Below are 14485 nucleotides of genomic sequence, written 5' to 3' on the forward strand. Positions count from 1 at the left end.
TTATGGGAAATAACGCCCTGTGAGGCGTTTGAGGGACATATTATGAAGATAATCCACCGGTTACATCAAGTAACCGGTGGATATTAGGCAGGATTGGGGCTAAATAAATGCGTTTTTACACAGCTTTCTCACTATTTTCTGCCATACAGCCATCATTTCTCAGAAATTTCAGGCGGACTTCTCGGCTTCTGTCAGACCTTTCTGGCCGTTTAACGTCGCTTTTAACTGCCCTTCGTCCAGCTGATCACACCATTTAGCCACCACGATGGTGGCCACGCCGTTACCGACCAGGTTGGTCAGCGCACGCGCTTCGGACATGAAACGGTCAATGCCGAGAATCAGTGCCAGTCCCGCCACCGGTAAATGCCCCACCGCAGACAGCGTGGCCGCGAGCACGATGAATCCGCTGCCTGTCACACCTGCCGCCCCTTTTGAAGACAACAGCAGTACCACAATCAGGGTGATCTGATGCCAGATATCCATATGTGTATTGGTTGCCTGCGCGATGAATACGGCGGCCATCGTCAGATAAATCGAAGTACCGTCCAGATTGAAGGAATAGCCGGTTGGGATCACCAGCCCGACCACTGATTTTTTACAACCCAGACGCTCCATTTTATCCAGCATGCGTGGCAGCGCGGATTCGGAAGATGAAGTGCCCAGCACGATCAACAGTTCTTCTTTAATGTAATTCACAAACTTAAAGATGCTGAAACCGTTGAAGCGCGCGATAAGACCGAGCACCACCACCACAAACAGAACACAGGTCAGGTAGAAACACAGGATCAGTTGCCCCAGTTGCACCAGCGAACCGACACCGTATTTACCGATGGTGAACGCCATGGCCCCGAATGCACCAATCGGTGCGAGACGCATGATCATATTGATGATGCCGAAAATAACCTGCGAGAAACTCTCGATCACATTGAAAATCAACTGCCCTTTGTGACCCAGACGGTGCAATGCAAAGCCAAACAAGACAGCAAACAACAGGACCTGAAGAATGTTCCCGCTGGCGAACGCGCCAATCACACTGGAAGGGATCACGTCGAGAAGGAACGGAATGATGCCCTGGCTTTGCGCCTGCTCGGCGTAAACCGCCACGGCTTTAGCATCCAGCGCAGCAGGATCTACGTTCATTCCGGCACCCGGCTGAACGATATTAACAATCACCAGCCCGATGATCAGCGCAAGCGTACTGACAATTTCAAAGTACAGCAGCGCAATCGCCCCGGTACGGCCGACCGCTTTCATGCTTTCCATGCCCGCAATACCCGTGACAACGGTACAGAAGATCACCGGTGCGATGATCATCTTGATTAATTTAACAAAACCATCACCAAGTGGTTTCATTTGAGCACCCAGCTCAGGGTAGAAATGCCCCAGAAGAACACCGACGGTAATGGCTAAAAGCACCTGAAAATACAGGCTTCTGAAGAGTGATTTTTTCATGAATACCCATCCTGAAGTGAATGCGCCGCCTTCTGTTTTTGTAAGGTCAAAGGTAATGAGCGGCAGCAGGGAAATAACACACGCACAACATGATGGAAATATTTCGTTTCCCTCTGCAATCACGGTTCATGAAAAACCGGAGCGGAAAGCATTCAGCAGGAACTAATGTAAGTAAAAAAATCATCAGGCGGGAGAAATGCCGGACAGAAAGAGATTTTCCTGTCCGTTGTACCGGTCAGGAAGGCGGGCAGAATTTCCGTTCAAAGTCAGTTTTGGAAAGTGGCGCTGAAAATAAATACCCTTGCCCGAGCCGGATATTTTCCTTAAGTAGCCACTGACGCTGCTCCTCAGTTTCTACGCCTTCAGCGACCAGTTGAATATTCATGGCGCGGCCAATCGAGGCCACTATATTCACCATTACCTCATCCTGCGGCAGAACGCTGACGAAGCTGCGATCAATTTTGATCACATCAATAGGCAACGTACGCAGCCTGCTGAGGTATTCAAGCCCGGAATAACCCAGACCAAAATCATCAAGCTCTATGGAAACACCCACGGCACGAAGTTCGCTGAGCAACACCAGCGCGCGGTCAAGATCGTCAATGCGGGCCGTTTCCGTGATTTCCAGCACCAGCTGTCCCGGGTTAATTTTGTAGCGGCTCAGCAGGCTGCGCAGCTCCGGCAGGAAGTTACGCTGCTGTACCTGAGCGCCGGAGAGATTCACTGACAGTGGCAGGAGAATACCCCGTTGCTGCCAGTCCGCCAGGATCTGGCAGCCCAGCTCAAGAATTTTGTACCCGAGCAAACTCATAACGCCAATTTCTTCGGCCAGCACAATAAAATCACTTTCCAGCCCGTAACTCCCGTCAGCCATTTTACGGCGCAGCAGGGCTTCCGCCCCGACCACCGCGCCGGTTTCCATATTCACCTGCGGCTGTATAAACAACGTGAAATCATTTTGTTCCATCGCATGCAGGATTTCGTTTTCCTGCAATAAGCGTTTCTGAATTTTTGCGGTCAGTTCCGGTTCGAAGAACAGGATTTGGTTTTTCCCCTGCTGATAGGCCGAGACTCTGGCCGCACGACCGTTCACCATCAGTTGCTGCGCACTGACCGGGAATTCGCCGGTGTATTGCACGATGCCAATGCTGCCGGTCGGGTGCAGCGACATATTGCCAGCATGACTTTCCTGGGGTGCATTGATGCGTTCCATGATTTTCCGCGCCAGGCGCATCGCCATAAAGGGCCGGGGAGTATCTCCCGCCAGCAAGGCAAATTCGTTGTAACTCAGACGTGCCAGCAGGCTGTTCTCAGGCAATGCTTCCATGATGGAACAGACCAGCGGGCAATCAACATGGCCGTCGTCACGCAAGCTTTCAATGCCGATTAACAGCAAGTGAAACCCTTTTTCCGGCTCGGCAGAATGCAGGCGGTGTTGCAGGTGCTGCATAAACTGTTCTTCATTGATGAGCATATTTTGTGAAGGCAGCCAGGCATTAGTGGCCTGGTCTTGAGGCTTCTCCCGCTGCTGTTGGTTGCGGTTGTAGCTGCGCACCAACATGCCGATTTCATCGTCTTCGTGGTGTTGCGGCAAGGTCAGCTGATGATATGGCACTTCACTTTCGGGCAGGGCTTCCAGCTCACTGGCAATTGCGCGAAGCGGTTTGACAATCAAACGGTTGATAACCCAGCTCAACGAAATGGTCAGGATCAGCGCCAGCAGCAGGTACGTCGTCAGCATGGTCGAGAGTGCGCTGACGATAAACTGATACATGCGATAGGAATCAGCCTGAAGCACCAGATACGCCAGAGGCTTGGGAGCTTTAGGGCTGGCAGCCGCAGAATAGAGAGGAACGGAGATCGTCACTGGCAGATTGAAACCCCGGGTCACCCATTGTGGTACCGGCCGGCCGGGGGGGAAATGCGTATGCAGCGCGGCGATCTGGTTTGGCATCACAACGTCAGCGCGGCTCAGAATGCCCACGGGTTGCAGCGTATTCAGAATGTCCTGCGTTTCTTCCAGATCAACGTCCAGCACGGCTTGCGAAAGCGGAACACGGACAGAATGTGCAATATTTTCAAGTTGCTGGGCGTAATCATCCCTCCGCTGCTGTACAAAGTGGAACAGCTGGATGACGATAAAAATACAAATGGTGATGGCCGCAATGCCCGACACAGCCGCCATCTGTTTAATCGTTAATGAACGCCTGACCCGCAACTTTATTCTCCGTCAACCACTGACATGATTTTCCGCGCCCCCCGGGCTGAAACGGTACTTGTGCGCAGTATACCTTATAACGGGTTATTTCGAGGTTAAAGACGAAACTTTGACTATAAAAAACAACATGTTTGCTGCTACACATCTACACTGAATAGTGTTTATGTTATTTAACCAGAGAAAACATACATTACCCGGGTTAATCGAATAATGCGAAACGTAAGAACATCCTGGATACTGCGCGTCCGATGAAGTTTATGTGCTATTTATCACATTAAAAACCAAATTTTATACTATTTTAATGCAAACCTATGAAAAAATTTCATCAAAAAGCTTTTGCGACAGGCAGTTATGTTGGCGTTGTTTTTTATGGTGTAAATCCGATTTTTTGTAAAAACTGCTCTATGCTGTAAAAGACCTGATATATTAAGACCAGTCCTATTCCCCTATAAAACTTTAAAAATATTCATCTTTTTACACCCTGTGCTAACGGCCAATCATTGTCGTTTTGACGTCCAGAAAACATCGAAATATATAATCCTATCGGGCGGGATTTATGAATAAATATGATGACATTAAACGTTTTATGGATAAGGCGAAGTTGGAAAATATTGATTATAAAGAGCTTAATGAAAAATCAACGGGTGAATCCATTACTGGCTCAATGAATCAATGGACGTTGATTAAACAAGTCTCTGCCAGTGAAGAACCTGCCGGTCCGCTTGATAATGGCCGTACCACGCAGCCAACACCGCAATCCATTTCGGCGGATGAGTTTTCGCTTTCTGACGTTCACCCCGTCCATACGCAGCAGGAGCCGAACTCTTCTGCCGCACGACCTGTTACACACCAGCAAGCCACCCCCCTGTCTTCGGAGGTGCCTCATCCGCCAGCCGGTTTTGGCCTGCTTGATGCCCTGCGCGAAACGCTGCCACCGGTTCCGTCTCAGCCAGCACCGGTGACCATACAACCCGCGCAACCTCAGCCTGTTCACACGGCACCGGTATTGCATGCCCAGTCTGTCGTTCCTGACAGCGGGCCGGGTTTACTTGATTCATTGCGTAAAGCGATGCCCGCAGCGCCGTCGAAACCTGCCCCGGCGCAGGTTCAATCTGTGCCGCTTCAGGCATCTCAGTCAGTACCACAACCCGTCGCGCCGGTTTATCACCAGCCGCCGGTACACAATCCAACGCCCGTTCACAGTCCGGTGCCCGCGGTGTCCGCATCCCCGGCGTCTGCTGATGCTAACCAGCGCTTTAAACAAATGTTTAAACAACGGGCTCCGCAGCCTGCCAGCGCTTATTTACATCGCGACACACCGCTTCAACCCCTGTTAGAGATGATTGCCTCATGCCGTTAGTTTGCGTTTGTTCACCGAAAGGTGGGGTAGGAAAAACCACGGTGGCCTCCAACCTGGCCTATTCACTTGCCCGCAGTGGCAGTAAAGTGCTGGTCATCGATTTTGATGTACAGAACGCCCTTCGCCTTCATTTCGGGGTGCCTATTGCCGATACCCGCGGTTTTGTGGCCGGTTCGGGTAATGAATCCGACTGGAGCCAGTTTATCCTGAAAGCGGGCTCCAATACGTTTGTTTTACCGTATGGCGAAGTGACGGAAGATCAGCGGCTGGAGTTCGAACATCAGCTTGCCAGCGATCCGCTTTTTTTACAGCGCGGATTAAATACGGTCCTGAATTATCCTGGCCTAATTATTATTGCGGATTTTCCTCCGGGCCCGAGTCCGGCATTAAAAGCGGTTCAGGCGATTGCTGATTTACATGTTGTGGTGATGCTGGCCGATACCGCGTCATTATCTTTATTACCCTTAATGGAAAAAAACAAACTCATTGGCACACCTTTGAATAATAAGAAGGGTGAGTATTACGTGGTTAACCAAAGTGATACCCGCCGGACATTAAGCCGCGACGTCACCCACTTTTTCGAACAGCGTTTAAATGAAAGATTATTAGGCACCATCCACAGGGATGAGTGTGTGCCGGAGGCCAATGCCTCGCAGCGCTCTATTATTGATTTCAGTCCGGTATCAGCTTCGGCATTTGATATTGAACTGATCAGCAAAAAAGTCGCCGCCATTTTAGGAATTAAAGTCGGTGATGGTGAATTACACGCCGCACCTAAATCTGGCAGTTATTAACTATCACTGTTAACAGCGACCCCAAAAGCGATGAATAAATTTCTGTTTTCTTTCCTTGTGCTTCTGTTGCTGCCGGTGGCAGCAGTGATCATTATTACCCCGATGGACAGCCAGAAGCAGTACATTTTTGGCCTGATCAGCATCGGGCTTTTATTTTTGCTTGGCATCAGTAAAAGCCGCAGGATTAGCGTGGTGATGGTCATCATGTCCATCATGATGTCGACGCGTTATATTTACTGGCGTGCGACAGAAACGCTGCATTTCAATTCAACAATAGAAGCTATTTTAGGGATCGGCTTATTCCTCGCCGAGCTGTATGTCTGGCTGATTTTATTGCTGGGCTATCTGCAAACGACCTGGCCATTAAAACGCACCATCGAACCTTTGCCGGATGACACCACGCTGTGGCCAACCGTCGACGTGTATATTCCGTCTTATAACGAAAGCCTCGATGTAGTACGTGATACCGTGCTGGCAGCGCAGTGCATCGATTATCCGAAAGACAAAATCAAAATTTACGTGCTGGATGACGGTAAACGTGACGAATTTGCGGTGTTCTCTGCGGATGCAGGCGTGGGTTATATTACGCGTGATGACAACTCCCACGCCAAAGCCGGCAACCTGAACCATGCGATGAAACTCACCAAAGGCGAGCTGATTTGCGTATTCGACTGTGACCACGTGGCTACCCGCGCCTTCCTGCAGGCGACGGTCGGCAGCTTCCTGAAAGATCCGCGTCTGGCACTGATCCAGACGCCACACTATTTCTATTCGCCTGATCCGTTTGAACGTAACCTGTCCGCTGGCCGCACTATGCCGAATGAAGGTGCCCTGTTCTATGGCCCGGTTCAGCAAGGTAACGACAACTGGAATGCGACATTCTTCTGCGGTTCCTGTGCGGTTATCCGCCGTGTGGCCCTGGAAGAAGTCGGGGGTTTTGCGGTTGAAACGGTGACCGAAGATGCGCACTCGGCGCTGAAAATGCAGCGTCGTGGCTGGAATACCGCGTTTCTGGATATCCCGCTGGCAGCCGGTCTGGCAACTGAACGCCTGGGGCTGCACGTTATTCAGCGTACCCGCTGGGCGCGCGGCATGACGCAGATTTTCCGCGTGGATAATCCGTTGCTCGGCCGCGGCCTGAAATGGCAGCAACGCCTGTGCTACCTGAACGCCATGCTGCACTTCCAGTTTGGTTTGCCGCGCGTGGTGTTCCTGACTGCACCGCTGGCATTCCTGCTGTTTAATCTGAACATCATTTCCTCATCTGCCAGCCTGATTTTTGCTTACGCGCTGCCGCATCTGGTGATGTCGCTGTACATTAACTCCCGTATGAACGGCCGTTTCCGCTACACCTTCTGGGGTGAAATTTACGAAACTGTCATGGCCTTCCACCTGATCCTGCCCACGCTGGTGACGATGTTCGCGCCAAAACGCGGCAAGTTTAACGTGACGGATAAAGGCGGTTTGCTGGATGTCGGTTTCTTCGACTTCAACATCGTCAAACCTCACCTGATAGTCGCGCTCATGATGCTTGCAGGGATTGGATACGGCATCGTACGCGCCGTATTTCATGATTACTTTGCCATCGATCCCAGCGTTATTGCGCTGAATATCGCCTGGGGCAGTTTCAGTGTGCTGATTTTGCTGGCAGCGATTGCCGTGGCGAAAGAAACCCGTCAGGTACGCAAAACGATCCGTATTGATGTCGAGATCCCAGCGATTATTCATTACGCCAATGGTATTTCACTGCGCACAACCACTATCGATATGTCGATGGGCGGCGTGCAGCTGGTGACGCCGGACGTGCGCTATCTGGATGAAGAAATTGAAGAAGTGGAAATTCAGTTGTCTTCCGGTGCGGAAAGTTTCCCGGTGACACAAATCAGCGGAGACAAAGCGCGGTTACGTCTGCAATTTGAAAATCTGCCATTATCGAAACGTCGTGAACTGGTGCGCGTGGTCTTATGCCGTGCTGACGCCTGGATTGGTGAAGAATACCCGCCGGATAACCCGTTTAAATCCCTGCTAAGCATCATCCGTTGCGTGTTCGAGTTGTTCTACAACACGTGGAAGGAGCGCCGTGTTAAAAATAAACCCGCTGACGCCGCCAGCAAGAGTGAAGCAGCATGAACCGACCTTATAACCTGATGATTAAGTGCCGTTTATCTGCTGCGCGCAGTGTATCCCTGTTCAGGAAAATCACTGCCGGTTTGTTGCTGATGTTCAGCAGCCTGCCATTGTCGCAGGCGGAAGACGCGCCGGCACCGGCCGTTGATCCGGCCACCAGCCTGCCAGCCGCGCCGTCATGGCTACCGCCGGTCACGCCGGTACCGGGTGAAACGGCACCCGCCAGTGATGCCACGCCAGCCCCTGCTGTGGATACGCCGCAGACTGATACCACACCGGTGAATAACAGCACGGCGATACCTGATGCCTCTGCCGCTGCGCCGGTGATGCCACTGGTTCAGCCGGTGACCAGCAATATCACCGTTGCCGAAATGGGCCAGCCAAACGGCCTGACGCTCAGCGGGGGTCAGTTGCAGTCCGGTATCATTTTCACCCTGCCCGCCGATGAAGTGGTGACCAACGCGCACCTGTCGCTGGCACTGAAAATTTCTCCGGCACTGATTGCCCGCGATACCACGCTCGAACTGATGCTCAACGGCCAGCCGCTGGGTAACCTGCCACTGAACCAGAGCAGCAACGGCGGCGACGTTTACGATCTCGATATTCCGTCGGCAATGGTGGTATCCAACAACAACCTGAGCTTCCGCGTACATGACAGCAACACCATGACCTGCGAGAAAGATCAGTCAGATAAATACTGGGTCACTATTTTGCCGACCACCAGCATCGGGCTGGAAGGTCAGCAACTGAATATTGGCCGGAATCTGGGTAACTTCCCGCGTCCGTTCTTTGATGGTCTGCAGATGCAGGAATCCAAAATTACCCTGGGTTTCTCTGCGTCTATGAAACCTGGCGATGTCAGCGCTGCGGCGATAGTCTCTTCTTATCTCGGCATGTTGTCCGATTATCGCAGCATAGATTTTCCGGTCATTCTTAACGACCTGCCGGATCAGAACGGCATTTTGTTTGGCAAGCCGGGCGATAAAATAGGTTCGCTGACCTTGCCGGCGAGCAAAGGTGCCTCGCTTCAGATTATCGATAATCCGATCAATCCGGTCTACAAACTGCTGCTGGTGCTCGGCAACGATGATAACGAACTGCGTCAGTCCGCGTATCGCCTGATCAGCGGCGGTATGCCGAACAACGTCGATCATCTGGATGTGGCCCAGCAAACTATTCCAACCAGCAAACTGTATGACGCGCCGCGCTGGATTGACACTTCCCGCCCGGTGACGCTGGGCGAACTGGCGGGTAAAGATCCGGATTCGCTGATTTCTAACGGCATTTATCACGACGGCATTCAGGTAGCTTTCCGCGCAGCGCCGGATCTGTTCATGTGGGACGGACACAATATTCCGGTGCGCATTGATTACCGTTTCCCGACGGAAAACTGGATTGATGAAGATAACTCAAGACTCAACGTTTCCATTAACAGCAACTTCCTGCGCAGCCTGACCGTCAACAAAGTGGGTCTGGTGGAAAACATCTGGCGTCGCCTTGGCGGTGACAGCCGTCAGGAACGTTATACGCTGCAACTCGCGCCCTACCTGATTTATGGTGACAACCAGCTGCAATTCTATTTTGATATCAAGCCGAAAAAAGAGGCGCCGTGCGGCATCCTGACCAGCGATAATATCAAGAGCCGTATCGATCCAAAATCCTTCATCGATCTGAGCGGAAGCTACCATTTTGCCCAGTTACCAAACCTGTCGTATTTCGTCGGTGCATCTTATCCGTACTCCAAACTGGCTGACTTCTCCGATACCCTGATGTTGCTGCCGCCAGCGCCGACGGCAGATGAAGTCCATACGTTGCTCAACCTGGCCTCCCGCGCCGGTAAAGCCACAGGCATGCCGGTGAATCATGTACAGGTGGCCTTTGGTCTGAAAGGTGATGAACAAAATAATCCGCTGTTTGACCGCGATGTTTTGGCCGTCGCCACGCTGGGCGACACCTCGTTTACTCAACAGTTACTCGCGGATTCCCCTTTCAGCATCAACGGTGGTGCGATGGGCGTAAAAACGCCGACCGATATCCAGCGCGTTGTCGCCTGGCTGACCGGTGACTGGTACCGCCAGCCGGTCGATGCAGACCGTTATCTGTCCTCAACCGGCGCATGGCGTGGCTTCGTCAGCTACCGTTCGCGCTGGTCTGCCGATCATGTGGTCGTGCTGGCAACCGGTACGGACGATCAGCAGTTGCTGAAAATCCATAACGATTTGAAATCACCCAAAATCAACGCCAATGTGCGGGGTGACCTGGCAATTATTACCGATGAAAATGGCATCCGCAGCTTCTCAGTCGGCCAGCAATTTCCGACCGGGCAAATGCCGTGGTACATGATGGTGCTGTGGTACGCCAGCAACCACATCGTGATCCTGTCATTGATTGCGACCCTGCTTTCTCTGGTGATTGGCCTGAGCCTGTTCGTCGTCCTGCGTCGTCACGCGGCCAAACGACTGGGTCAGAAATGAAAAGCATCGGCTTTATAACAAAAACAATGAAGATCGCACCGATATCGGGCGGCGACTCTCTGGCGATTACCGGAGCTGGAAAATGAAAAAACATAAACTGTCCCTGGCGGTGATCAGGGCTATTTATCTGGTAGGGATCGCCGGAGTAGCAAGTTTTAGTGCTGCCACCTTGGCAGCGGATACCGCCAATCCTGCTATGAAAGCGTTGTTCGATCAGGCCGCCTACTGGCATGAGCGTGCTCATGATGATCTGGCAAAAAATGCCTTACAGAAAGTGCTGCTGGTTGAGCCAAACAACGTGCAGGCGCTGTACCTGATGTCGCTGTATTCCATGCAGGGCGGGGATAAAACCGCAGCCAATCAGTGGCGTGAAAAACTGGCCGCCGTCTCGCCCGATGATCCACGTCTGGCATCGCTCAACAGCGCCAAAGCCATGCAGTCAATTCCGCCGGCTCAGTTAGCTTCTGCCCGTCAGATGGCTGCGCAGGGCAATGTCAGCGGTGCACTTTCGGCGTACCGTACCATTTTTAACGGCAACCAGCCGCCAGACAGTCTGGTGACTGAATATTATCTGACCATGGCGGGTGATAAGTCGCTCCAGCCGCAGGCAATTGCCGGGTTGCAACAGCGCGTTGCCTCGCGTCCTGACGACACGCAGGCGCGTCTCGGTCTGGGCAAGGTGCTCACTTATCAGGAATCAACCCGCCGCGACGGCATCAAACTGCTGAGCACCATGGCCGGTTCCAGCACCGAAGCGGACCGTTCACTGCGTCAGGCATTGCTGTGGATGACGCCGCAGGAAGACGACCGTGATTTATATCAGGGCTATCAGGCGCGTCACCCGAACGATACCAGCGTGATGGCATACTTCCAGAAAAACATTGGCGGCGCGGCAAAAGGTCAGGGCTTCACCGCACTCAACAGTGGCGATGTCACCAGCGCGAAAGCTAAGTTTGAAAGCGTGCTGGCCGATAACCCGAACGACGCCGATGCGCTGGCAGGTTTGGGTTATATCGCTCAGCGCAGCGGTAATTTTGAGCAGGCATCACAATATCTGAGCAAAGCCGCCGCACAAGGTGGCCCGAACAGCGCCCAGCTGAGCAACCAGGCCCAGGATTCCGCGTTTTACGCTCAGTTAGCGAAAGCCAAAGAGGCCGCAGGTTCCGGCAGTTACGATGCCGCACTGGCTGCCGTCACGCCTCTGACGCAGGTCGGCGGCGAAAAAGGTCAGTCAGCCAGCCTGCTGCGTGCTGATATTCTGCGCCGGAAAGGCGATCTGGCCGGGGCCGAGCAACAATACAGTGCACTGGGCGATAACGCCGATGCCCGCGCCGGATTGTATTACGTGCTGCGTCAGCAGAACAAAACCGCCGAAGCTAATCAGGTGCTGAAGACGCTGCCAGCGGCCATTCAGACCAAGATGAATCCGCCAACCGTGGCGGATGTTATCGAGCCAATGCGTCGTCAGGCTGCACAAGCCATGGCGAGCAACGATCCGCAGCGTGCACTGAATATTCTTCAGCAGGCCCTTGAACGTCAGCCGTCTAATGTCTGGGTGAAACTGGATATGGCGCGCATCCTGCAATCGCAGGGGCAGACCGCGCAGGCGCAGTCGCTCATGGCGCCCTCTTCGCGTCCGGGTGCATCTTCTGCCGATCTGTACGCAGCAGCCTTATTCGCCTCAGAAACCAAAAACTGGTCCACCGCCAATGCCCTGCTCTCACGTATTCCACGTAGCAGCCAGAATCAGGGTATGCGTGAACTGGCACAACGCGCCAATTTCAATGCGCAAATGGCGGATGCGGAAAACTATCTGCAACAGGGTAATACTGCCGCTGCATCCAATACGTTGCGCGCACTGGCACAGAATCCTCCCGGAGCACCGGCGGATGTCGGTGCACTGGCGAAAAATCTCGCGGCGTCCGGTCAGCTTCCGCTGGCAGTGCAGCTGGTCCGCCAGAATATGCGTCAGGGCGTCAACGGCAATGCCGGGGATTACGCCGATCAGATCAGCGTGCTGAATCAGGCCGGCCTGAGCAACGAGGCGCAAGCCTTCCTGCAAAATCCGCAAATCCAGTCCGGCACCTCACCGACCGCACTGGCGAGCCTGCGTGACGGTTTCGTGATCAATCAGGCTGACCAGTTGCGCGAACAGGGTCAGTACGCGGCAGCCTACGATAAGCTGGTCGTTGCGTTGCAGGCGGATCCGCAAAACCGTGACCTGATGCTGGCGATGGCGCGCCTGTATCAGTCAGGCAAACTCAATAAACAAGCCGGTCAGGTCTATAACTACCTGATGAGTAACGATACACCTACGCAGGATGCGCGTGTCGGTGCAATCAACGTTGCGCTGGGTGAAGGCGATAACCAGCGTGCGAAAACACTGATGGAAGGCCTGCACGGACCGCGTACGCCGGACCGTTTGTTACTCGAAGCGCGCGTCGCCGAAGCGCAGGGCGATCATCAGCAGGCGCTGGCGTTATTGCGGTCCGCGAAGGGGAAGATGATTGGTCTGGAAGGCACAGACAGTTCGGCACAGGTCGCGGGATTGCAGATCAGCGACAACCCGTTCATCAACCGCTCAACGCGTACCTCGGCCTCGCGTCCGGCGACACAATCCTCATACGGTACCGTGTTGCCATGGCAGGTATCGGACCAAGTCTCCACACCGGGGAATATTCCGGTAGCAACCACCGCACCGACGGCGGTGGCACAGCGTAATGCCACTGAAAAACAGATCGACGACATGCTTGACGATTTGCAGGGCAAAACCGCGACCTGGGCACAGGGTGATATGTCGATTCGTGGCCGTGACGGTGAAAGCGGCCTCAGCCAGCTGACCGAAGCCAAAGCGCCGATGACCTTTGCTTTCGTGCCGTTTGATACCTCGCGTCTGAGTATCGGCGTCACGCCGGTTTCCCTCAGCGCAGGCAGCCCGTCCGGCACCGCTAACGCCCGGTTTGGTCAGGGCGCACTGGCACAGGCGCAGTCGGCACAGAAAGATGTGGCTGCCGCCGCAGCCGCAGCCGGTCTGGATATTGCTAACTACAGTACATTTGCCAAATTGCAGACAGCCGCAGCGACTAACGCCAGTACAAATTGTACATCGGCTAACGCCACCTCTGATCAGTGCGTGGCGTACAACACCATTGCGGGTACTGACCCCACGACTTATGCGGCACCGGCTGCCGGTAATCAAAGCGCGACAGGCGTGGAAGTTAACGCCGCACTGACCGGTGACAGCTATAAAGCCGATGTCGGCAGTACGCCACTCGGGCAGGATCTGAACTCGCTGGTCGGTGGCGTGCAATGGGCACCGAAACTGACTGACTTCACCACTCTGCGCGTGACCGCTGAACGTCGGGCCATCACTGACAGTATTCTGTCCTACGTCGGCACTAAAGATAATTACAGCGGCAAAGAATGGGGACAGGTCACTAAAAACGGCGGCAGTGTCAATCTGTCATACGATGACGGCGACGCCGGTTTTTACGCCGAAGCGGGTTATTATAGCTATCTGGGTAATAACGTGAAAAGCAACAAATCGGTGAACGCCAATGCCGGTCTGTATGTCCGTCCGTTCCGTTATGACGATCGTGAACTGAAAACCGGCATCAACGTCGGTTACATGGATTTCGACAAAAACCTCAGTTATTACAGCTTCGGTCAGGGCGGTTACTTCAGCCCGCAAAACTATGTCAGTGTCTCCTTCCCGGTGGAATACACCCAGAAGTATGACGACTGGGATCTTAAATTGTCCGGTGCGGTGGGTTATCAGTCTTATTCTCAGGATAAGAGCGCCTACTTCCCGAATAATCCGGACCTACAGAAACAGCTGGAAGATCTGGTGGCGGCAGGCTATGGCACTGAAGCCTACTACAGCGGCAAAACGCAAAACGGTATCGGCTGGAATGCCGGCGTGGGCGGCAATTATCACCTGAACAAAAGCATGCAGATTGGCGGACAGGTTGGCTACGATACTTTCGGTGATTACAACGAAAGTAAAGCGCAGGTCTACTTCCGTTATCTGATGGGTCAAAATTAATCGCGGTGAGATAAA

Annotated in this window: 7 protein-coding genes; 5 read left to right on the plus strand and 2 right to left on the minus strand. The window is 53.3% G+C overall.

Annotated elements, in window-relative coordinates:
* Window positions 1-168: 168 nt before the first annotated feature.
* Together J1781_RS21270 and hmsP are read right to left on the minus strand one after the other, a co-directional pair.
* Window positions 169-1452, minus strand: a complete 1284-nt coding sequence (locus J1781_RS21270; protein ID WP_129953932.1) for a dicarboxylate/amino acid:cation symporter — start codon at window positions 1450-1452, stop codon at window positions 169-171.
* 235 nt (window positions 1453-1687) lie between these two features.
* Window positions 1688-3670 (minus strand): biofilm formation regulator HmsP, encoded by a 1983-nt coding sequence (hmsP, locus tag J1781_RS21275; RefSeq protein ID WP_217234153.1) that lies wholly within the window; start codon window positions 3668-3670, stop codon window positions 1688-1690.
* A gap of 556 nt (window positions 3671-4226) precedes the next feature.
* Between hmsP and J1781_RS21280 the strand changes: the two genes are divergently transcribed.
* The 5 genes from J1781_RS21280 (at window position 4227) to J1781_RS21300 (ending at window position 14470) form a co-directional block, all read left to right on the plus strand.
* Window positions 4227-5030, plus strand: a complete 804-nt coding sequence (locus J1781_RS21280; RefSeq protein WP_217234154.1) for a cellulose biosynthesis protein BcsO — start codon at window positions 4227-4229, stop codon at window positions 5028-5030.
* Complete coding sequence (gene bcsQ, locus J1781_RS21285) at window positions 5021-5824, plus strand: cellulose biosynthesis protein BcsQ (protein ID WP_129953937.1); 804 nt, start codon at window positions 5021-5023, stop codon at window positions 5822-5824. Before J1781_RS21280 ends, bcsQ begins: the two co-directional genes overlap by 10 nt.
* Window positions 5825-5854: 30 nt before the next feature.
* Window positions 5855-7954 (plus strand): UDP-forming cellulose synthase catalytic subunit, encoded by a 2100-nt coding sequence (bcsA, locus tag J1781_RS21290; protein WP_129953939.1) that lies wholly within the window; start codon window positions 5855-5857, stop codon window positions 7952-7954.
* A complete protein-coding gene (gene bcsB, locus J1781_RS21295; protein WP_217219272.1) occupies window positions 7951-10425 on the plus strand; it encodes a cellulose biosynthesis cyclic di-GMP-binding regulatory protein BcsB in 2475 nt (824 codons plus the stop codon). The genes bcsA and bcsB overlap by 4 nt, the downstream gene beginning before the upstream one ends.
* Window positions 10426-10507: 82 nt before the next feature.
* A complete protein-coding gene (locus J1781_RS21300) occupies window positions 10508-14470 on the plus strand; it encodes a cellulose biosynthesis protein BcsC (RefSeq protein ID WP_217234155.1) in 3963 nt (1320 codons plus the stop codon).
* Window positions 14471-14485 lie beyond the last annotated feature (15 nt).

Source organism: Rahnella perminowiae (genome assembly GCF_019049695.1).
In the GTDB taxonomy this organism is placed as follows: domain Bacteria; phylum Pseudomonadota; class Gammaproteobacteria; order Enterobacterales; family Enterobacteriaceae; genus Rahnella; species Rahnella perminowiae.